Source organism: Nocardioides mesophilus, from assembly GCF_014395785.1.
GTDB lineage: Bacteria > Actinomycetota > Actinomycetes > Propionibacteriales > Nocardioidaceae > Nocardioides_B > Nocardioides_B mesophilus.
Genome location: NZ_CP060713.1, coordinates 2,249,407 through 2,269,837, shown reverse-complemented (window position 1 = coordinate 2,269,837; position 20,431 = coordinate 2,249,407). Strand labels below are relative to the sequence as shown.

Sequence of the window (20,431 nt, the reverse complement as noted above, 5' to 3'; positions counted from 1 at the left end):
CACAATCTCATCGTCGCAGCAACCATGGACGCTCCGGATCCTGACGGGCTCCGCTCATGGCCACAATCCGCTCGGTGACGCCGACCGCAGGTGCGTTGAATCCCCGCGTGTCCCGTTGGCACTGGGCCTTCCGGGCCAGCAGAGTGATGCGGTGACGAATTTGAACCTGAACCGGGCGCTGGTGTTCGGCGAGGTCGCCGAAGAGTACGCCCGGTGGCGTCCCACGTATCCGGACGAGGCCGTCGATTGGCTTGCGCGCGACGCAACGACGATCGTCGACTTGGGGGCCGGCACCGGACAACTGACCGGCGCGCTGCTCGGTCGCGGTGCCACGGTGCACGCAGTCGATCGCGATCCGCGCATGCTGCGCGTGCTCCGGACCCAGTTCCCCGCGGCCCATCGGCACGAGAGCGGTGCCGACCAGATCCCGCTTCCCGACCACAGCGTGGACGCGGTGCTCAGCGCCGACGCCTGGCACTGGTTCCCCCGTCAGGCCACCATCGCGGAGGTGCGGCGAGTGCTTCGGCCGGGCGGCTGGCTCGGTCTCGTCTGGAACAAGGTGACACCGATCCAGCCTTGGGAGTACGACCTTGCAGGCGTCGACCCCGACGGGAAGGGCCTCCAAGAAGACACCTCGTCCGGCCGCGTTGATGAGGATCCGTTCCCTCGGGACGAGACCGAGGTCGAGGCGTTCCCGTGGGGCTGGAGCGTGACGCCGGAGCACTTCTGTGACTACCTCGCGACCAACTCGGCCGTGATCCGGCTCGACGATGAGGCACGACGGACGAAGCTCGAAGATTCTCGGGCGATCATGGCTCGGGCGTGCGCGGAGCTCGGCACCTCAACGGCGCGCTTGCACCACGAGGCCTACTGCGTCCGCTGGGTGCCCGGGACGCGTTGACGACCGAACCCGTGGTCTCACGAGCTTGCGTCACGCGAGCCGACACCGATTCCGCATGGTTCCCGGGTCGACCTGCTGGCGTTGAGCATAGTGGGGACGAAGGTGTGGCGGATATTGATGCCGGCTCGCTTCGACGATGCGCGTCCCGAGCAGGCCGAGCATCGCCAGCAGGGCGAAGTCGTTGACGTTCCACGACGTTCTGCCCAGCGGTGAGCATGGACTCAGCTGGAGATAGCTGAGACAAACCGTCGGTGACTCCGTGGAGGCGCGTGGACGCCGTACGTACTCCACTGGCGAGACCTCCAGGAGGGCGTCGATGACGCAGGTGCGGTTGTCGGCAACGCTCGAAAATGAGGCCGATCCGACGCTCGAAAACGAGGCCACCGGTTCGTGTCTTCTAGTCTGCCGTGTCTTGGGTTCTGATGCTGGGCAGGGTGTCGATCCCGCGGTTGCGTAGCCGGTAGCTGGCGCCCTTCAAGGTGAGCACGTGTGCGTGGTGGACGACGCGGTCGATCATGGCCGCGGCGACGGCCTGGTCGCCGAACACACCGCCCCAGCCGCTGAAGGGCAGGTTGGATGTGAGGATCAGCGAGGCGTGTTCGTAGCGGCTGGACACGAGCTGGAAGAAGAGGTTCGCGGCGTCTTGCTCGAACGGTAGGTAGCCGACCTCGTCGACGATGATCAGGCCGTAGCGCCGCAGCCGTGTGAGTTCTTGGGGTAGCCGGCCGGCGCGGTGGGCGTCGGTGAGTCGGGTGACCCACTCGGTCGCGGTCGCGAACAGCACCCGGTGACCGTGGTGCGCGGCGGCGATGCCCAGGCCGGTGGCTAGGTGGGTCTTGCCGGTGCCGGGCGGACCGAGCAGCACCACGTTGCGGGCTTCGGTGAGGAACCCACCCGATGCGAGTGCGGCGATCTGTTGACGCACCGCGGGTTGGGCGTCCCAGTCGAACTCCTCGATGGTCTTCCTCGACCCGAACCCGGCGGCCCGGATCCGCAGCTGGGCACCGGACGCGTTGCGTGCGGCGACCTCACGGTCCAGGACCGCGGCGAGGTACTCCTCGTGGGTCCAACCTGCGTCACGAGCGTGGTCGGCCAGTCGGCCGGCTGCCTCGGTGATCCGCGGTGCCTTCAACGCCGACGCCAGGTAGGTGACCTGCTTCAGTGCCTCGCTGTGATGGGTCCCGCCGGCCTTCGCCTTACCGGTCATCACGCCACCTCCTCACCGTCAGCACTGTCGGCGGGGCCGCCGTCGGTGAGACCGCCGTCGGTGAGACCGCCGTCGATGAGCCCGAAGGCACGGTCGTAGTCGGCCAGGTCCCGCACCAGCCCCTCATCTGGGTCGGCCGCCGGGCGGGGGCGCTGGAACTCCTCACGCAGCACCTGGGCCGATGCAACGTGGGCGGGGTCCGTGATGGTCATGCCACGCGCCCAGACCCGGTCGTGATCGGCGATCAGACGCCTCTCGTGGCGGACCTGCACCCTGGACAGGTCCGCGGTGACGTCGACGAACCGGCCGATCACCGCCGGGTCGACCGAGTAGTCGTTGCTGTCGACGCGGACGTAGTAGTCACGTCCCAACCGGACCCGGTTGAGCCACCCGACCGCCGGGGGCACTGGCGGCAACGGGAGCATCGCGGCCCTGTCGGCGTCGAGCAGATCGACCGGCCTGGTCTTGATGGTGCGCACCACGCGACCGTTCGCGATCCTCAGCCAGTCGGTGAACTGGATGTTGAAGTCCGCCGGTGACGTGAAATCACGCCCGGGCATGAAGGAGGTCTCGAAGAACCCGTTGCGTCGCTCCACGATGCCCTTCGACTCGGGGTCATAGGGCTTCAGGCGCTGCAGCGTGGTGGCCAGGGTGCCGGTGAACGCGCCGACGCCTTCGGCGTGCCGCTTGCCGCGGCCGATGCCGGACTCGTTGTCCCAGATCAGGCGCCGCGGGACCCGACCGAGCTGCCCCAGCAGCTCCCACATCCCCAGCAGCAGGTCCTCGGTGTGCCGGGTCGCGATCATCCGTCCGAGGATGAACCGCGAATGCGCGCACGTGATCACCATGACCGGCAGCAGCGCCTTGCTGCCGTCCTCGAGCGGGATCTTCCGCGGCGGGAACCACAGGTCGCACTGCGCCGCATCACCCGGCAGCCACGTCAACCGACCCGCGGGGTCGCCCGGACGATACTCAGGCCGCAGCCGACGGACGTTGTCGCGGAACCACGTGATCGACCCCGTCCAGCCGACCCGCTCGGCAACCACCGTGGCCGGCATCCCCGGATGATCCTTCAGCAGCTGCCGCACGTGCGGCTCGAAGGGCGTGAACGACGTCGACACCGCCGGCCGCTCGTACTTCGGCGGCCGATCCGAGGCCAACGCCCGCGCCACCGTCGCTCGCCCCACCCCGAGATCCTTCGCGACCTGACGCTGCGGAACACCCTCCGCGACCAGCCGCCGGATCAGAGCCCAATCCTCCACAGAGATCACCCATCCAATCTGTCTGGGTGGCCTCGTTTTCGACCGTCGCTATGGCCTCGTTTTCAAGCGTCGTCGACAGCGGTGGAGGCCGACTCCAGGAAGTCGATGCGAGAGGGTGGACAGCCTGTAGCGGCCGATCTGGTGCAACCAGCTGAGAAGACTGGCGATCAACGACCAATGATGTTCGGGTTGAGATTGGTGTAGGGGCCGGGATGGCTCTGAATCGTGTCCCAGTCGAGAATCATCTTCCCGAAATCCGCCCGCGCACGCTGTATCACGTCGTACGGGGTCGGTCCCCCCGAGTACCAAGACGCGAGGTTCTTCGCGCTGACCAAATGGCGTCCGGGGCTGACCTCCTCGACGGTCCAATCCGAAAGGTCGTGCGCGTTGTCCAAGTGATAGTCAGTGAGCAGGTTGACGCCGTGAGCATCAATGACATATCGATCCCATAGATGTCTGCTCGCCTGGTAGTCGATGACGAGGCGCGCCGGCTTGTTCGTCTGCTGCCCAATCTCCAGCCAGGACGACGCCTCCTCCCTGGCGCGCTTGATCATCCCAACGTCTGCGGCCTCGGGGGCGGCCAGGAGTACTTCGACCAGCTCCGCCACCTGTGCTTGCCAATGACCGGGCCTTTCGATCGATTGGGCAATGAACTCGCCCCTGGGCGCCATCGTGCAGTGGGTCAACTTGTGTGAGTCCACTGGGTAGATCAACGTCGCGCCGTATTCGGCCACGCTGGCCGCGGAGCACAGGAAGTCGGCGGCGCAGCACCCCTCTATCTTCATCGCCTCATCCGAGCACGCTGCCCAGCACTCTCCACCGGAGAGGCTCGCCCACTTGGTTGCGAACTCGGCAACGCGGCGAGTCGTGCCTACTCCGACATGCCACCCAAGCAGCTCCTCATGCGGTGGCGGGAAGACTTCCATCTGGTAGCCGACGAATACCGTGGGTGCGGAAGCTGGTGCTCCCGCAAGTGCCCCTGATTTTGGACGACTCCTGCGACTGGGCCGTAGCTGACCTCCAAGACCAGCCCTCGTGAGCTCGGCACAGCAGACGCCGAGCCAAGTCTCCAGCGCGCTGCGTCTGCGCCCGTCCCAGAACAGCGGCGCCCCTACGCCTGGATCGGGTGTCCGAACGGCTACGCCACCAGCCACTTCACCGTGGAAGTCCGCATTGGCTCGCCGAATGGCCTCATCCAGGAGTGCCGGCACACCGAGACTGGTTTCGCCGCTGACGAGTGTCAGAAACATGCCGGCAGCCTTTCTTTCTGCCGCTCTTCGCCGTATGGGCTCCCAGGCAAACGTGGTTTCGTCGCTCAATATCTTCCCTCCAGAAAAGACATGTAGACGCTGTGCGTCTTCCCTTCGAACCAGCTGTCCGGACCACTTGAAGACGTCCTCGATGGTATTTCGCTCCAGCCCTTTTCGGACACAACTCCAGTTTCCAGCTACCTACCGGCCCGACTTTGCCGGCGGAGACCGCAATGGGTTGAGGTAACCGGCGCTGTCGAGGCACGCGGCCTTCACTCACCCGTCGCCACCCCCTGGCTGCTACGGGGTCGCGCTGTCCGTCTCGCCTCCGAGAGGAACGGTGAGGTGTCGCACCCACCGGCCACTGGGCAGGTACTCCCAGGCGGAGACCTCGTGCACGTCCAGGGTCAAGGGAGTGGAGGCCTCGACTTCACGACGTACTTCGGACGCAGTGGCCTCACCACCCCGTCGGGATACCGTCAGGTGAGGCAGCCAGTCTGAGAACGCACCGCCATATGGGGGGAACTCGGGGAACGCTTCGGTGAGCGCGGCGAACAACTCGTCCAGCTCCGCCGAGGGGTCGGGTCGCAGGTAGACGTGGCCGGTGGCGAAGGTTCCGACCGAGGTGAACTGGAGCCGGAACGGTTCGACCCCCCGAGCTGCCCCTCGCAGCCGACCCGACGCCTCGTCGCCGGTGAGGTCGAGGTACCAGGGGCTCAGCAGTGTGAAGTGCGGCGGGATCGCTTCGCTCAGGGCCAGGGGCGGGTCTACGGGCAGGATCGACCGGCTTCGCCACTTGTCGGTGAACCAGGAGAGTGACTCCGCAGTCAGGAGCACCGCTGTGTCCAGGACTGTGCTCATGGCAGCAAGCTAGCGTGCTGATCGGACCGGTCGAACGCCCTTCCCTGACCAGGCGGCGCGCTCAAGGGCCGGAAGCGGTCCCGCCTGGCATGATCGGCAATCCATGACAGGTGTCATGTGCAGGTCGTGACAACTCCCCTTGGGCTCGTCGCGCGCGGAGCCGGAGGGTTGAGTCATGACCACACCAGCAATCACGGCGAGGGGCCTGACGAAGCGGTTTCGGGGACAGGGCGGTGAGATCGTCACCGCCGTGGATGGCATCGACCTGACCATCGGCTCCGGCGAGATCGTCGCCTTCCTCGGCCCCAACGGCGCCGGGAAGACCACCACCGTCGACATGTTCCTCGGGCTGACATCACCGACCAGCGGGACGATCGAGGTGTACGGCGCCACGCCGCACCGCGCCGTCGTGGATGGCCGGATCTCCGCCGTGACACAGACTGGCGGGCTGCTGCCCGACTTCACGGTACGGGAGACGATCCGCGCGATCGCCACACTCCACGGGCGCCCCGAGCGGGTCGACGTCGTCGTCGAGCGCGCGGGCCTCGGTCCGATCGCCAACCGGCTGGTGAAGGCCTGCTCCGGAGGCGAGCAACAACGACTCAAGTTCGCCCTGGCACTCGTCCCCGACCCCAACCTGGTGATCCTCGACGAGCCGACCACCGGCATGGACGTGAGCGTGCGTCAGGAGTTCTGGGACACCATGCGCGCCGACGCGGCCGGCGGCCGCACCATCGTCTTCGCGACCCACTACCTCGCGGAAGCCGACGCCTTCGCCGACCGCACGGTGCTGATGGCCCGCGGCCGGATCGTCGCCGACGGCCCGACCGCCGAGGTGCGCGCGGCGTACGGCGGGCAGACGGTCACCTTCCGGCCGCCCGCTGACGTCTTGACTGTCCACGGCGTCGACGAGGAGTGGCTCGACGACGTCCGCACGGCCGTCGCGCCGCTCGGCATCACCGACCTCGAGGTCGCCAGCGCCAGCCTCGAGGCTGCGTTCCTCGCCCTGACCGGGCCAGAACTGACCGGTGCCACCACCTCGGCCTGCGAGGGCCAGCGATGAGCACGATGTCGATCAACGTCACCGGGACCTCCGCGACTCCCAGTCGACCCACGAACCGACCCGAGATGATCGCCTACGGCCGCCTCGACCTGAAGCGACAGCTCCGCGACAAGGTGGGGATGTTCTTCACCGTGGCGCTGCCGGCGTTCTTGTTCTTCGTCTTCGGGATGGGCGACGACGAGGCGTACGGCAGTGCCAACGTCGCGATGTACGTCATGGTCTCGATGGCGGCGTACGGCGCGGTCACGGCCACCACGACTGTCGCCGGGGCGGCCGCAACTGAGCAGACGATGGGATGGGGTCGGCAGATCGCGCTGACACCACTGTCGTCGCTGGCGTTCGTGGCGATCAAGACGGCCGTGGCGATGCTGGTGGCGGCTGTCCCGATCGCATTGATCTACGCCATCGGCGCTGCTACCGGCTCGTCTGGCACCACGCTCGACTGGCTGGCCAGCGCTGGCATCGTGTGGCTCGGCTCGGCGCTGTTCGCGGTCTACGGCCTGGCGATGTGCCTGATCTTCAAGGGCGAGAACGCCGCCGGCATCGCGTCCGGAGTGATCGTGATCATGAGCTTCCTCGGCAACGTCTTCACACCGATGGACGGCATCATCTTGGAACTCGGTCGGTTCACCCCGCTCTACGGCTATGCCGGGCTGGCCCGCTACCCGATCTCGGAGGGCCACCTGCCCATCGACGCCGGACACGACTCCGTGTGGCTGTTACTGGCTAACGTGTGCTCGTGGACGGTGATCTTCGCAGGGCTGGCGATCTGGGGGCTGCGCCGACGTCGGGAGCGGGTGTGACCGCACCCCACGCCGATGCCGACTCCAGCCGGTCCCCCTGGGAGCGGTGGGGTTGGGCCGTTGCGGCGGTGTGGCTGGTCTTCCTCGCCTACCCGGTGATCGAGACCTTCCAGACCGATGCGTCGGCACCCGTCAAGGGGGTGGCGCTGGCGCTCATCGCGGCCTATGCGGTGGTGTACCTGTTCGGGTGGAGCGTGTGGCGCGACCACGCGTTGAAGATCTGGGTCGCGATGCTCTTGCTGGCCCTGGGGACAGTGCCGGTGATCGGCATCGAGGCCATCGGACTCACCCCCTACCTGGGCGCGTTCTCCGCGCTGATGGTGCCGGCGCCCTGGTGGAAGGGGACCACGGTCATCAGCGCCCTGCTGCCGATCCTGTCCCTGATCGGCGGTGACTTCCCGGCCTTCTTCTTCCTGATGGTGTGGCCCATCATCGGCTTCTGCACGGCAATGCGTGTCTTCTTCGAGCTTGAAGCGCGGTCCGAGGACGCCCGGGCGGAGCTGGCGCTGGTCGCCGAGCGTGATCGGCTCGCCCGCGACGTACACGACGTGCTCGGTCACTCGTTGACGGCGCTCTCGATCAAGGCCGAGCTCGCCGCCCGGCTCATCGACGTCGACCCCGCGCGGGCTCGTGCCGAGCTGGAGTCGATCCAGGAAACGGCCCGGCAGGCGCTCAGGGAGGTCCGGTCGACGGTCGGCGGTCTGCGGGCAGCCAACCTCGAGGCTGAGCTGGCCACCGCGCCCCGGGTCCTCGCGGATGCCGGCATCGAGACGCACCTGGTCGGCACCGTTGCCGACACCGATCCTCGGCACCGCACCTTGCTCGCCTGGGTGCTGCGGGAGTCGGTGACCAACGTGGTCCGACACGCCCGGGCATCGATGGTCTCGATCGAGCTCTCGCCGTCCGGGCTGGTCGTCGCCGACGACGGCACCGGATTCGAGGCGAACGGCGGTCACGACGGCAACGGGCTGCGCGGCATGCGCGAGCGCGTGTCGGCAGCAGGAGGCACACTCCATCTGTCGGGAGATCCCGGAACTCGCGTGGAGGTCTCTCTGCCGTGATCAGAATCCTGCTCGCCGATGACCAGGCGCTGGTCCGTGGTGCGCTCGCGGCGCTGCTCGATCTCGAGACCGACCTTGACGTGGTCGCCCAGGTCGGTCGCGGCGACGAGGTGGTGGCCGCTGCACGCTCGTCGCGGGCCGAGGTGTGCCTGCTCGACATCGAGATGCCGGGCTCCACCGGCCTCGAGGTCGCCGAGCAGCTGCGCGCCGAGCTGCCGGCCGTGCGGTCGCTGATCGTGACGACCTTCGGACGGCCAGGCTACGTACGCCGTGCCCTCGACGCAGGCGCCGCCGGCTTCTTGATCAAGGACACTCCGGCGCGCGAGCTCGCGGACGCCGTCAGGCGCGTGCATGCAGGGCTCCGCGTGGTGGACCCGAACCTGGCGGCCGAGGCGATGATGTCCGGCCCATCGCCGCTCACCACCCGGGAGTCGGAGATTCTGCTGCTTGCGCTCGACGGCTCTCCGGTCGCGGTGATCGCTGCGCGCGCTCAGCTCTCCGTCGGCACCGTCCGCAACCACCTGTCGGCCGCCATCGGCAAGACGGGCGCGTCAACCCGGGCCGAAGCCGCACAACTCGCCCACTCGAACGGCTGGATCTGACGCGGTCCGATCCCACAGAGAGCCGCGCACCCCCCGTTGCCACCTGCTCGGGCGCCGCGCTCCTCCGTCCCGACGTCGAGAGAGATCTTTGTGTGGGGCCGATCTGCCCCTACAGCGATGCGAGTCTCCGCAGCAGCATCGTGTCGTCCCCGCCCCGGGCGACGTCCCAGACGAAGCCGCGGCCGCTCACCCGCAACCTCAGCTCACCCGTAGGTTCGGCACAGACGCTCAAGCAGGTGCCTTCGTCGATGCCCATGGCGCGCTCGACTCCCGGCAGCCCTGGCAGCGAGGCGGCGCGACTCAGCAGGCCGCCCTGTGTCGCATGCACGTCCACGCAGAACGGCACCAGGTCGAGGCCCTCACGCACCTCGATCTCGACAAGGCCCTCAGACCAGTCCTCCTCGCACACGGCGAGCCCGCCGTGGCACCAGCCACCCGCGAGCGCCGGCGAGGCCGCCACCATCGCGCCCGCCGAGAACCCCAGGTAGGGCACCCCCGCAGCGACGGCCGAGCGTAAGACGGGTGCGACAGGCGCCAGTGCGGCGAGGTAGACCGGCGTTGGTCCACCCCCGACGACGAAACCGTCCGCGCTGCCGAGGACCGCGGGGTCCGCGGGTGTCGCCCCGCCCACGAAGACATCCATGAAGTCGAAGCCGCCGGGCAACAACGCCTCGAACGGCTCGATGTACGGCGGACGGAACTTCGCCGCCAAGCCCCTGTCATCGGCAAGGACCAACGCGAGACGAGGCCGGGAGGCGTGGCCGGCGGCGCGTGCCAGAGCGGACTCCACGAACGGTCTCAGCAAGGCGGGATCGCCCAGCGTGTCGACACCGCCACCCACGAGGTGGACCTGCGTCATCTCGGTCATCATGACCGTCATCGTGCCGCAGGCGTGGACGCAAACGAGGAGCCCGGCCGGAGTGTCCCGGCCGGGCCGCTCGTCTGCGGCAGGCGCGTGTCAGTCGGTGTCCGAGCCAGGGAGGGCCGCGCCCGGGACCTCACTGGGCAGGTAGATCTTCGGGTCGCCCGGGTAGGGCAGGTCCCAGTGGTGGGCGTCGTACCAGGTGTAGCGGTTCATCAGCTCCGGGTTGGCGAAGTCGGCCCGCGCCCGCTTCCCGGTCAGGTGCTGCTTGCCGGCCCACTTCGCCCACGTCGCGACGTAGGAGTCGTAGGCGTCCGGGGTGGCCGGTGCCTTGGCCGACGGGCCGCCGTTGGCCGGGGCGTCGAGCCCGGCTCGGCGCCGAGAATCTGCTCGATCGTGCGCACCATGTTCATCTGCGTGTAGTAGCGCGAGACGGTCTGGCCGTGCGTCGCCCAGGGGCTGATCACCTGCACCGGTGCCCGGTGGCCGTCGACGTGGTCGGCGCCGTTCTGGCTGTCGTCCTCGACCACGAAGATCGCCGAGTCCTTCCAGTACTGGCTGTGCGAGATGGTCTCGACGATCTTGCCGACCGCGAGGTCGCCGCTGGCCACGTTGGAGCGAGCGGAGACCGGGCCGCCGGTGTGGTCGTCGGAGAGCCAGATCATCTGGAAGTCCTTCGGACCGTTCGCCTTGAAGTCTTCCTTCCAGATCGAGTACCGGTAGAGGTCGGGGTGGACATGTCGAACGGCGGCGAGAGCGGGTGCGTGATCGCGTTGAGCGACGGGATCACCGAGCCGTAGTTGCCGGCGAGCTCGGGCGTGGTGAGCTGGGCGGGGTCACCGCCGTTCTCGACGCTCCGGCTGGCGCAGTAGTACTGCTGCCAGGTGCCGGCGGGCTTGCCCTCGGTGTAGATGAACTCGCCGTAGTTCCTGGCGGAGTTGCCCGCGGCCTGGACGGCAGTCCACAGGAAGCCGGAGCGCTGGTGACCGAGCACGTCCTCCTCGGTGTCGTAGCTGCGGACATACTCACCGGCGCTCGACTCGGTGTACTCCGGGTTGTCGCCCTGCATCAGCCAGTTGTGGCCCTCGGCGGAGTTGGTACCCGTGTCTTAGACGTTGTCGTAGAGCCCGAACTGGCGCGACAGGGCGTGGATGTTGGGCGTGACCTGCTCGCCGAACTGGGCGAGCGACGGGTCGCCGTTGCCCTCAGGCATGTCACCGTGGATCTGGTCGTAGGTCCGGTTCTCCTTGACCACCATGAACACGTGCTTGATGGTCGACGGGTCGCCGATCCGCTTGGGCACCGGCACCGCCTTGGCTCGCTTGCCCTTCGCCTGCTTGACGTCGGTGTCGGCGGCGCCCCATCCGTTCTGGGCGAAGACCTGCGGCGTGAGGGTCTCGGTGATCTCGGTGTCGTCGGGCAGGGTGAACCTCGTCAGTGACGCGGTCGTGCCGTGGGTGCCTCGCCCGGTGGCCGGGGTGGTGCCGTAGCCCTTGTCGAACGTGATGAGTGGACCGCGGGCGTCGACGCCCCGACGGTTCACGACGACGAGCTGGTCGCCGACCGGGACGACGTCCTCGGGGTAGTAGTCGGTGGGCACGAGCCCGACGTAGCGGACCGGGTCGAGCGCGCTCTCGCCGAGCCGGTAGACCGCGATCGCGTTGGCGCGGCCGAGGCTCACCAGCAGGCGGCCCTGGTGGATCGTGATCGCGTCGGGCGCGTAGCCGACGTCTGATCCCTGCCACGGGCTGGTCGAGATGGTCTGCACCACCCGGTCGGTCGCGGTGTCGACCACGGAGACCGTGTCGTCGTTGGTGTTGGCGACGTAGAGGGCGCCGTCGGCGGCGTACATCGCCGTCGGGTGCAGGCCGACGTCCACCTGGCCGGTGGATGCCGCCGGGGCAGCGGTGTCGATGACGCTCAGCGTGCCGGTCGTCGACGTGCCGAGCACCGGATCGGCCGGCACGTTGGTGCCGTAAGACCCCTGCGTGGAGTCACCGGCGACGGCGCGGCGGCCGCCCTCGTTGCTGACGTAGAGCTTGCTGCCCATGAAGGTCAGCTGGCGGGGGGCGATGCCGACGTCCCACGACCGCTTCACCGCCCCGGTAGCCGGGTCGATCGACACGACCGTGTTCTGTCCGTTGAGCGCGGCGTAGAGCGTGGAGCCATCCGAGGAGTACGTCAGCCCGGACGTCAGCGCTCGGACGCCTGCGACCGTGGGGATCGGGAACCGGGTGGCGGTGCCCAGCGTGCCGTCGGCGTTGACCGGGAACCGGGTGAGGCCCGTGGCGTTAGGCATCCAGAGCACGCTGCCGTCGGGTGAGTAGAGCGGGCCCTCCTGGCCGACGGTGTTGTCGGTGAGGCGCTGGTTGACGCCGGCGGCCGTACCGCCGCGCCAGATCAGGCTCAAGGACTGCAGGTCGAAGACCTGGAGCGACACCGATCGGTCGTTGGCCGTCGCGGCGAGGAAGCGGCCGTCGGGACTCACGGTGGAGCCCATGAACTTGCCGTACGGCGTCATCAGCCGCTCACCGAGGGGGTTGAGGACCTGGTCGGAGGAGATCTGCAGGCCGTCTGCGTACTCCGTCCCGACCTCGTTGTCGCCGAAGCCGACGGTGGAGCCGTAGGCGATGCCGCCGGTGATGGCGAGCGTCACGGTGCCGGCGACGACGCCGAGCCGTCGGGCGCGGGAGAAGCCGCTGCCGGCGCTCCTCGTCACGCGGTTGCGGGTCACATTCATCGTGGACCTTCCTGGTGTATCCGGGGGGTGGTGTTCTCGAGCAGGTCGACGGAACCGTCGAACTGCCACAGCGGGTTGGGCGCGTCGCCTGTGGGCGTGCGGACCTGGAAGAAGCCGTTGACCTCCTTGGGGCCGTCGCCGTCGGCGACGTAGCGCCCGTCGGCGGCGACGTCGAGCTGGTAGATCGCGGTGCCGGTCGCGGTGGAGCCGGGCAGCGTCCAGCTCACGACGCAGCGCCAGTCGGAGCCCGGGCCGGTGTCGGCCACGCGGCCGCCCCCCTTGTCGCACCGGGCCGTCGCACGCAGTTGGTCGCTGGTGACCGCCGGGCGCCGCAGCCGGTCGGTCTGCAGGACGTAGAGGTGGGAGAACGACGTCGCGTGCGCCGCCTCGAGCTTCGGCCGCTCGATGCCGGAGCCAGTGGCGCCGGTCGACGCCGCCACGACGCCTGTGGTCACCGCGACCAGGGCCACCAGTGGCACCAAGCCGGCCAGGAGGAAGCGGCGGCCGGAGCCGTCGTACGCCAGGTCGGTGAAGTCGCGCCGGACGAACAGACGATGGGCGAGCCACGTCGCCAGCGCCGCCCAGGTGAGGCTGACGGCGATGCCTGCCCACAGCGGACCCTGCTGCACCGGATCGGTGAGCAGCCCCCGGTAGCCGGTGAACGCGCTCATCGGCAGCGCCACCCGCAGCGCGACGGGCACCGGCATGAGGGCCACGCCCTGCAGGACGAGGGCCAGGACGACCGGCAGCAGCAGGCCCAGTGGTGAGCGGCCGAGCGCCACCGAACCGAGCAGGCCGACCGCGGAGAATGCCAGGGTGGGCGGGACGATGCTGAGCCAGGCCAGCAGGACGGTCCGGGTGAGCTCGCCGGATCCCATCAGGTGTCCGTCGAGGCCTGGGAGCGGGTGGCTGCCGATCGAGACCAGGCCGCCGCCGATCGACGACGCGACCAGGGCGACCAGCAGCGCGAGGATCACCGTCAGCGCCGCCAGCGCCTTGGCCAGGAAGATCAACCGCGGCGATCGGACGGCGACCAGCAGGTGCCGCCAGGTGCCCAGGCGGTCCTCGACGGCGAAGACGTCACCGGCGACGACAGCGGTGAGGAGGGGCAGGACCAGGGTGCCCATGAACACCAGCACGGCCAGTGAGCTGGCCCACCCGGACTGATTCATCCAGCGGCCGTAGAGCGCGTCCGCCGGGAGTGAGGTCTGCTGGCTGACGACGCCGGCGTAGACGGCCGGGGCGACCAGGCAGGCGAGGAACACCAACCGCAACCGCCACTGCGACACCAGCTTGAGGAGCTCGAAGCGGTAGCAGCGACGCAAGGGGGCCCGGCCGGCGGGCCGGGCCGCAACAACCACATCGACCGTGGCGGCGGTCACCGGTGGTCCTCGTCCGTCTCGGCGCCGGCGCCGGTCAGGGCGAGGAAGGCGGCCTCGAGAGGTGGCACTACCGGACCCAGCTCGCGGATCGCGATGCCGGCCGACACGAGTCGCCCGACCAGGTCATCGAGTCCGGCCTCCGGGCCGCGTACGACGAGGGCACGGTCGTCGGCCGGCGAGGACCAGCGCTGCCCGGCGACCAGCCGCACGGACGGGGTGACGGCCGCCAGCCCGCGCGCCGCCGCGAGGTCGGAGGTGACCAGCTGCCAGTCGAGCTCGCCGCTCTCAGCGGCCAGCTTGCGGATCGGACCGGAGAACACGACCCGGCCCTCATTCAGCAACGTCACCTCGTCGCACAGCGCTGCGAGGTCGTCCATCCGGTGGCTCGAGAGGATCACGGTTCCGCCCTCGCTCGCGAGGTCGGTCAGGACCCGGTGCACCTGTCGCTTGCCGGCGGGGTCGAGGCCGTTGGCCGGCTCGTCGACGACGAGCAGCCGCGGCTCGCCGAGGAGGGCGGCGGCCAGGCCGAGTCGCTGCCGCATCCCCAGGGAGAAGCCCCGGATCGAGTCATCCGCCACGTCCAGCAGGCCGACCCGGTCGAGCAGCCTGTCGATGTCGGCGGCCGCGCGTCGCGGACCGGGGCGCAGGGCGGCCATGGCGGAGAGGTTCTGGCGGGCGGTCAGCGTGGGGTAGAGGCCCGGGCCGTCCACAAACCCGGCGACCCCCTCGGGCACGGCGAGGTGTTGCCCCACTGGCGTGCCCAGCACCTCGAGCGTGCCGGACCCCGGTCGGGAGAGGCCGAGCAGGAGACCGAGGAGGGGTGGTCTTCCCGGCGCCGTTGGGCCCGACGAGGCCGTGGATCTGGCCGGCGGGGATGTCGAGATCCACGCCGTCCAGGGCGATGACGTCGCCGAAGGTCTTGGTGAGGCCGCGTACCCGCACAGCGAGGGCAGGCATGGCCCACCTCCATCCCGAGATCGGAGTCCACCGAGGAGACCGAGCTCTCCTCTGCTGGGCGACGTTATGAGGGGCGAGTTGACGCTCGCGCTCTTCCAGGCGAATGGTCGGGGAACGAACGACCGCTCCGAGACGACGCGACGGCCGGCGAGCAGGCCGTCCTGCCCCAGACCCAGTGCGCGTGCATCCGCCGGACCAGAGCGGCGCGCGCATCACTCGCCACGCCTCGTCGTGCACGACCAGCCTCCGCCCGGAGCTCGGGTCACTGATCGCGAACTCCATCTACGCCGCCGCGCAAGACATCAGGTGGGGCCACCGCGGTGTCATCACCCGCGAGCCGTGAGGTGTCGACCACCTGGATGGGCGCGTCGAAGCCTGCGCCATCGCTTCATTCGGTCGCATCAGTGCGTCGAGGATCTGCGGGGAGTACCGGGACGCTTTGCCGGTCCACGCTCGCCTCGGCCCGGACCACGTCGTCGTGAGCGAGGTAGAGAGCGTTGCGCTCGACCGCGTTCAGACGGCGGCCGAGCCCCGTCTCGGCGAATGCCTGCAGCAACGTGATCCGGCGTGACCGGACCTCCGTCAGTCATGCCTCGTCCCCCAGGCCGGATGGTCGACACCCCTGGTCGGGCGGTTGATCCGGGTGGACGGCCCACGTCCGCTCGAGACGCATGGCCGCACTCTGCCGAGCGGCGAATCAGTTGAGGTCCCCCGACGACCGATGATGACCTCGAGCTCGGCGAACGACATGGTGAGAGTCGGGTCGAGGGCCGCGGACGCCCCCTCCGCTCAGCTCACCGAGGCCCGCACCCTCGACGGCACCACCACAACTACTAGACGAGCCGGCGCAGGCGGCGCGTGGCGAGTGGCTCGGCGAGAAGCTCATCGAAACGCGCCACGAACGCGGCTACGTGCGCGGTTCGGTCGTGGGCATCGATGGCCGCACTACCGGCCCACCGCTCGTAGATCGAGAGCCACATCGGATCGTCGGGGTCTTCGAGCAAGGTGTACTCCAAGCAGCCGACCTCCTCGCGGCTATGGCCGGTGAGCCTGATCAGCGCCTCCCGGAGCGCCAACTCCTGGCCCGGTCGAGCCACGAAGGCAGGCTGAAGGTGGACGACCCCGTCAGCGTTCATCACCGGTTCCCCTTGCTGGTGACGATGAATTCGGCCACCCGCCACGCGTTCGCCATGATCGTCAGCGTCGGGTTGGCCCCGGTGGCCGTCGGGAACGGGCTGCCGTCGACGATGAAGAGGTTGTCCACCTCGTGAGTCCGACAGTGCCGGTCAGTCACCGAGGTGTCTGGGTCGTCTCCCATCCGGGCGGTTCCGTGCTGGTGCGAACAGTTGCCGGTGACCTTCTCGGCGTACACCTTGGTCACATCTTTGCCGCCGGCTGCCTCGAGGATCTCCCCACAGCGGTCCACCAGGAAGCGTCCCTGAGCGAGGTCGTTCTCGTGCGGGATCAAGGTGATACGAGCAACGGGCAGTCCCCAGGCATCCACGACCGTGTCATCCAGGTCGACACGGTTGTCGTGCTGCGGCATGTCGTGCAGGACCATCGCGACCGCCATCGAATGGTTGAAGTAATCACGATCGACCTGCTTGGCCTCCACACCCCAAGTCGGCTTCCCGGGCAGGCCCCAGTTGATCGGCAGCGGGATGCCGACTCCGGCAGCTGCGATGTGGCCGCCGCTAACGAAGCCGCGTGATGCGTCGTGCTCGTAGAACTGGAAGCTGCTCGCCGAGACATAGCCACCTCCCGCCCACGCGTAGATCGGGTCGTCGAAGGTGGCGACCGAGGCGCTGTACTCGTGGAAGGTCACGTTGCGCCCGACCAGGTCGTTGCCGTTGGCCAGTCCCCCGGGGAAGCGGGCCGAGGTCGACATCAGCATCAACCGGGCAGTCTCGACCGCGCCGCACGCGAGCAGGAACACATCGGCCTCCTGCTCGAACATGACACCAGCGGCGTCCTCGTACACCGCAGCCTTGATTCGTCCGCGGTCGTCGAGCACTAGCTCGCGGACGTAGCTCTCGGGACGCAACTCATAGCGGCCCGTGGCAACCGCGTCCGGGATGAACACGTTCAGGGCGCTGGACCGCGTTCCGGTGGGGTCGCCGTGCTGCTGCGCGAACGCGCTGACCACAGTCGCCGGCCGCCCGTTGAACGGCTGGGAGAGCGCCGCCTGCGGTGTTGGGAACGAGTTCCATCCGAGCTTCGCGCACCCGTCGTGGAACTTCTCCGCGTACCGCGACTGCGGCATAGGCGGGCAGGGGTAGCCGCGGCGGCGCGGACCCTCGAAGTGGTTCGCACCCGCCTGCCCGGAGACGCCGAAAGCCCACTCCACTGCGTCGTAGTAAGGCTCGAGCTCCTCGTAGGTGATCGGCCAATCCGCCAGCGTGGTGCCGGCAAGGTCACCCGCCACGGTGCGCAGCCGAAAGTCGTTGGGAGTGAACCGGGGCAGCCAGCCCTGCCAGTGGACCGTACCTCCGCCGACCATCTGCGGCACCGGACAGAACGGATCGACCTCAGCGGCGACCTCGGGTGAGGTCCGCGAGGTGCGCGGATTCAGGATGGGGTCAGGCCACAGGTTGTACCGGTTGACGTTGGCGAGCTCGTCGCCACCGAAGCTCTCCTTGGTGCGCCAAGGACCCTTCTCCAAGGCGACGACACGCAAGCCCCGCTCGGTCAGCACCTTTGCGGCTGCGGCGCCGGAGGCTCCGGCACCGATGATGACCGCATCGACGCGGTCAGGCTTGCCGGTCATGGTTGTCCTCCTGCCCGCGGTGGACGCGGTTGTCGGCGAAGAAGTCGAGGGTGTTGTAGCGGCCGGCGTGGACCTCGGCAAGGCTTGCGGGACCGGGAAAACCGATCACCTGCCAGCCGAGCTGGTCCCTGTTGCCGCCGTAGATCGGGTCAGCCAGGAACCCCTGGCGCGTGTGGGTGACCAGCAGGTTGAAGAAGTCCATGTCCGCCTCCGCGTTGGTCTGCTGGAGTGCCGGCTCTACCGGGCCGCCGTAAGCGATCGCCGGGGTGTCACGCCAGGCGCGTTCGGCTTCCGGGGTACCGGCCCGCTCGATACGTCGCAGCATCTCGTCCTGCTCATGCTCGTCGAGGTGGACGAACTGGGCACGGTGCTGCTCGAGACAGAGCCGGTCCAGCTCGGCGATGCCGGCGACGTATTTTGACCGTGCCAGGTCAACGCGTTGCTGCCAGGCGGCGGCCCGGCGGCCCTCGAGCTGCTCGAAGCCACTGCCGTCGGGAAGGGCGTAGATGTAGTCGATGCCGGAGAGGTAGCGATCGACGAAGTCGACGGTCCGGGCCTCGCGCGCCCCTGGCGTGTCGTCTGAGGGGATGATGCGCGCCATCGCTGCCTCAACGGTGGCGCGTTGGTGGTTGTCAAAGAAGGTCGCGTGAATGTTCATTGGTCCTCCGGGTCAATCGGGGCGCGGCGGGCGGGATCAAGCCACGATGAGGGGCCGGAGCGTGCGGTGAGCGACCTGCAGGCCGGTCTCGATCCGGTCCTCGGTGCCGCCCCAAACCGGGTCCTCGTGCTCCACGGAGAGCACGCCGTCGAACCCGCCCTCGTAGAGCGCGTCGACGACCCGCACCCAGTCGACCTGGCCCAGACCGGGAACGCGGTAACGCCACCAACCGACATTCCACGGGTCCCGACGCTCCACCGCGATTCCCGGCCAGCCGTACCGGTTGCGCTTCTCGGGGAACAGCTCGATGTCCTTCGCCTGGGCGTGGGCGACCTTGTCGATGTACGGCCGGACAGCCGCTACTGGGTCGATGCCCATCCACAGCAGGTGGGACGGGTCGTAGTTGAGATAGAGCCCGAGATCGAACATCCACTCCCACAGCTCAGGGCTGTACGCGAGGTTGCCGGGGTAGCCGTCGGGATGCCACCCCTCCATCACGCAGTTCTCGATAACGAGCTTGACGCCCTTCTCGCCTGCGTGGTCGACCAGGCGCGGGAACACCTTCTCGGCCATCCGCAGATTTTCCGCAACCGACTTGCCCGGGTCGCGGCCGACGAAGGTACCTACGGTGGGGCAGTCGAGCAGTGCCGCCGCGTCGATGAGCGACATCACGTGATCATTGATGCTCTGCCGTTCGTCCGCGTCGGCGTGCAGGTTGTTGTCGTAGAACGCCAGCGAGGAAAGCGTGAGCCCGTGCCCGCGGAACAGGGACGAGACTCGGTCCGCGTCACCGGGACCGAAGCCCTCGGCGTTGAGGTGGGTCGCGGTGAACGGCCGGCTGCCCAGATTGGGCCAGGCCGCCACTTCGAGTGCCTCGTAGCCGTGCAGTGCGGCCCAGGTGACAATGTCCTCCAGGGACCGGTCGGGCAGGCAGGCGGTCAGAAATCCGAGCTTCATACTGGGACCTCGATCCAAGAGTCGGTCTTGGCGGAGTCGAGCACTGCCGCGGTGATGAGTGCGGCACGGTGCCCGTCTGTGAACGTCGGCAATCCGTGCGGGACTGCGCCAGCCACTGCCGCGTAGGTGTCGGCCACGAAGGCGTTGAAGCAGTCCTGGTAGCCCTGGGGGTGCCCGGCCGGGAGGAAGGACAGCCGCCGCCCCTCTTCCGAGCCAAGCGTCTGCGGGCCTCGCGGGATCACGCGATTCTCGGAGCCCCCGCCGATCCAGAGCGAGTCGGGCTGCTCCTGGTCGAAGACGTAGGAGGACTCGGTGCCGTCGAACGAGAACCACAACTTGTTCTTGCGCCCCAGCGAGACCTGGCTGGCCACTACGGAGCCAGTCGCCCCTTGTCGGTCTCGAATACCACCATGGCGCCGTCTTCAGTGCCCGCCGCATGCAACCCGTCGGAGGTGACCCGTTCCGCATACGCGTTGGACAGCCGAGCCATCAGCCGGATGATCCGATGACCGGTCACGAACTCCATCAGGTCGCACCAGTGCACTCCGATGTCCCCGAAGGCACGCGATCCGCCACCGTGGAGAGGGTCCAGGCGCCAGTTGGTCTCGCCCTGCCCGGCGAGCCAGTCCTGCAGATAGGAACCGTGCAAGAGCCAGAGCCGGCCAGCCTCGCCCTTGGCGATGCGGGAGCGGGCCTCGCGAACCGTCGGGTAGTAGCGGTACACGAACGGTACGGCGTTCACTACGCTGGCATCTCGGGCGAGGGAAACCAGCCTTTCAGCGTCGCCGACCGAAGTGGCCAGCGGCTTCTCGCAGACCACGGCCTTGCCGTGCGCGATTGCGAGCTCGGCGAGCTCGGCGTGGGTGGCATTGGGAGTGCAGATGTGGACGACATCCACGTCGTCGGATGCGATCAGGGCCAGGGCCGACTCGGCTGGCGCCAGGGCGCCGTGGCGGTGGGCCGCCTGTGCGGCTTGCTCGGGTGACGAGTCCGCGACCCGAGTCAGGATGCCCCCGGCCGAGCGGATGGCGTGGGCATGCACCCCGCCGATGAAACCTGCGCCGATAAGACCGGCGCGCACCGGTGTGGACGACATCA

Annotated in this window: 21 protein-coding genes and 1 pseudogene; 5 read left to right on the top strand and 17 right to left on the bottom strand. The window is 68.6% G+C overall.

The annotated features are described in order from the left end of the window. Positions 1-151 precede the first annotated feature (151 nt). On the top strand, positions 152-901 hold the full coding sequence (locus tag H9L09_RS10860) for a class I SAM-dependent methyltransferase (RefSeq protein WP_187576999.1): 750 nt from the start codon (positions 152-154) through the stop codon (positions 899-901). Between the two features lie 397 nt (positions 902-1,298). Here the strand turns inward: H9L09_RS10860 and istB are convergent, their stop codons facing one another. From istB to H9L09_RS10840, 4 genes are all read right to left on the bottom strand, one after another. Next, positions 1,299-2,108, bottom strand: coding sequence for an IS21-like element helper ATPase IstB (gene istB, locus H9L09_RS10855; RefSeq protein WP_187576998.1), 810 nt, complete (start codon positions 2,106-2,108; stop codon positions 1,299-1,301). Then, entirely contained in the window at positions 2,108-3,379 is a 1,272-nt protein-coding gene (istA, locus tag H9L09_RS10850; RefSeq protein WP_187576997.1) for an IS21 family transposase, read from the bottom strand. The genes istB and istA overlap by 1 nt, the downstream gene beginning before the upstream one ends. Positions 3,380-3,537: 158 nt before the next feature. Then, a complete protein-coding gene (locus H9L09_RS10845) occupies positions 3,538-4,296 on the bottom strand; it encodes a hypothetical protein (RefSeq protein WP_187576996.1) in 759 nt (252 codons plus the stop codon). A 624-nt stretch (positions 4,297-4,920) separates the two neighbouring features. Next, a complete protein-coding gene (locus tag H9L09_RS10840) occupies positions 4,921-5,481 on the bottom strand; it encodes a 2'-5' RNA ligase family protein (protein ID WP_187576995.1) in 561 nt (186 codons plus the stop codon). A gap of 175 nt (positions 5,482-5,656) precedes the next feature. On the opposite strand from H9L09_RS10840, the gene H9L09_RS10835 reads away from it, so the two are divergent. From H9L09_RS10835 to H9L09_RS10820, 4 genes are read left to right on the top strand one after another with little or no spacing between them, the layout of a single operon-like run. After that, a complete protein-coding gene (locus H9L09_RS10835) occupies positions 5,657-6,544 on the top strand; it encodes an ABC transporter ATP-binding protein (protein WP_187576994.1) in 888 nt (295 codons plus the stop codon). Further along, positions 6,541-7,347 (top strand): ABC transporter permease, encoded by an 807-nt coding sequence (locus H9L09_RS10830; protein ID WP_246455954.1) that lies wholly within the window; start codon positions 6,541-6,543, stop codon positions 7,345-7,347. Before H9L09_RS10835 ends, H9L09_RS10830 begins: the two co-directional genes overlap by 4 nt. Beyond that, positions 7,344-8,408: a sensor histidine kinase gene (locus tag H9L09_RS10825; RefSeq protein WP_187576993.1), complete on the top strand. Its 1,065-nt coding sequence runs from the start codon at positions 7,344-7,346 to the stop codon at positions 8,406-8,408. The genes H9L09_RS10830 and H9L09_RS10825 overlap by 4 nt, the downstream gene beginning before the upstream one ends. Next, positions 8,405-9,010, top strand: a complete 606-nt coding sequence (locus H9L09_RS10820; RefSeq protein ID WP_187576992.1) for a response regulator transcription factor — start codon at positions 8,405-8,407, stop codon at positions 9,008-9,010. The genes H9L09_RS10825 and H9L09_RS10820 overlap by 4 nt, the downstream gene beginning before the upstream one ends. 109 nt (positions 9,011-9,119) lie before the next feature. Here H9L09_RS10820 and H9L09_RS10815 read toward each other — a convergent pair whose 3' ends face one another. The 13 genes and pseudogenes from H9L09_RS10815 to H9L09_RS10775 form a co-directional block, all read right to left on the bottom strand. Further along, positions 9,120-9,881, bottom strand: a complete 762-nt coding sequence (locus H9L09_RS10815) for a Type 1 glutamine amidotransferase-like domain-containing protein (protein WP_187576991.1) — start codon at positions 9,879-9,881, stop codon at positions 9,120-9,122. A 248-nt stretch (positions 9,882-10,129) separates the two neighbouring features. Beyond that, entirely contained in the window at positions 10,130-10,537 is a 408-nt protein-coding gene (locus H9L09_RS22055; RefSeq protein WP_246455953.1) for an alkaline phosphatase family protein, read from the bottom strand. After that, positions 10,534-10,941 carry a hypothetical protein gene (locus H9L09_RS22050; protein ID WP_246455952.1) on the bottom strand — a complete coding sequence of 136 codons (408 nt, stop codon included), beginning with the start codon at positions 10,939-10,941 and terminating at the stop codon, positions 10,534-10,536. The genes H9L09_RS22055 and H9L09_RS22050 overlap by 4 nt, the downstream gene beginning before the upstream one ends. A 39-nt stretch (positions 10,942-10,980) precedes the next feature. Then, on the bottom strand, positions 10,981-12,612 hold the full coding sequence (locus H9L09_RS10810) for a beta-propeller fold lactonase family protein (protein ID WP_246455951.1): 1,632 nt from the start codon (positions 12,610-12,612) through the stop codon (positions 10,981-10,983). Continuing rightward, on the bottom strand, positions 12,609-13,994 hold the full coding sequence (locus tag H9L09_RS10805; protein ID WP_246455950.1) for an ABC transporter permease: 1,386 nt from the start codon (positions 13,992-13,994) through the stop codon (positions 12,609-12,611). The genes H9L09_RS10810 and H9L09_RS10805 overlap by 4 nt, the downstream gene beginning before the upstream one ends. Then, a complete protein-coding gene (locus tag H9L09_RS10800; protein WP_246456506.1) occupies positions 13,991-14,800 on the bottom strand; it encodes an ABC transporter ATP-binding protein in 810 nt (269 codons plus the stop codon). Before H9L09_RS10800 ends, H9L09_RS10805 begins: the two co-directional genes overlap by 4 nt. Positions 14,801-14,861: 61 nt before the next feature. After that, positions 14,862-14,951, bottom strand: a pseudogene (locus H9L09_RS22640) (ABC transporter ATP-binding protein); the annotation flags it as partial. 833 nt (positions 14,952-15,784) lie between these two features. Further along, complete coding sequence (locus tag H9L09_RS10795) at positions 15,785-16,087, bottom strand: putative quinol monooxygenase (protein WP_187576990.1); 303 nt, start codon at positions 16,085-16,087, stop codon at positions 15,785-15,787. After that, complete coding sequence (locus tag H9L09_RS10790; protein WP_187576989.1) at positions 16,087-17,718, bottom strand: GMC family oxidoreductase; 1,632 nt, start codon at positions 17,716-17,718, stop codon at positions 16,087-16,089. The genes H9L09_RS10795 and H9L09_RS10790 overlap by 1 nt, the downstream gene beginning before the upstream one ends. Then, complete coding sequence (locus H9L09_RS10785) at positions 17,702-18,376, bottom strand: gluconate 2-dehydrogenase subunit 3 family protein (protein ID WP_187576988.1); 675 nt, start codon at positions 18,374-18,376, stop codon at positions 17,702-17,704. Before H9L09_RS10785 ends, H9L09_RS10790 begins: the two co-directional genes overlap by 17 nt. 36 nt (positions 18,377-18,412) lie before the next feature. Then, complete coding sequence (locus tag H9L09_RS10780) at positions 18,413-19,333, bottom strand: sugar phosphate isomerase/epimerase family protein (protein WP_187576987.1); 921 nt, start codon at positions 19,331-19,333, stop codon at positions 18,413-18,415. Then, positions 19,330-19,704 (bottom strand): hypothetical protein, encoded by a 375-nt coding sequence (locus H9L09_RS22045; RefSeq protein ID WP_246455949.1) that lies wholly within the window; start codon positions 19,702-19,704, stop codon positions 19,330-19,332. Before H9L09_RS22045 ends, H9L09_RS10780 begins: the two co-directional genes overlap by 4 nt. Then, a complete protein-coding gene (locus tag H9L09_RS10775; RefSeq protein WP_246455947.1) occupies positions 19,704-20,429 on the bottom strand; it encodes a Gfo/Idh/MocA family protein in 726 nt (241 codons plus the stop codon). Before H9L09_RS10775 ends, H9L09_RS22045 begins: the two co-directional genes overlap by 1 nt. Positions 20,430-20,431 lie beyond the last annotated feature (2 nt).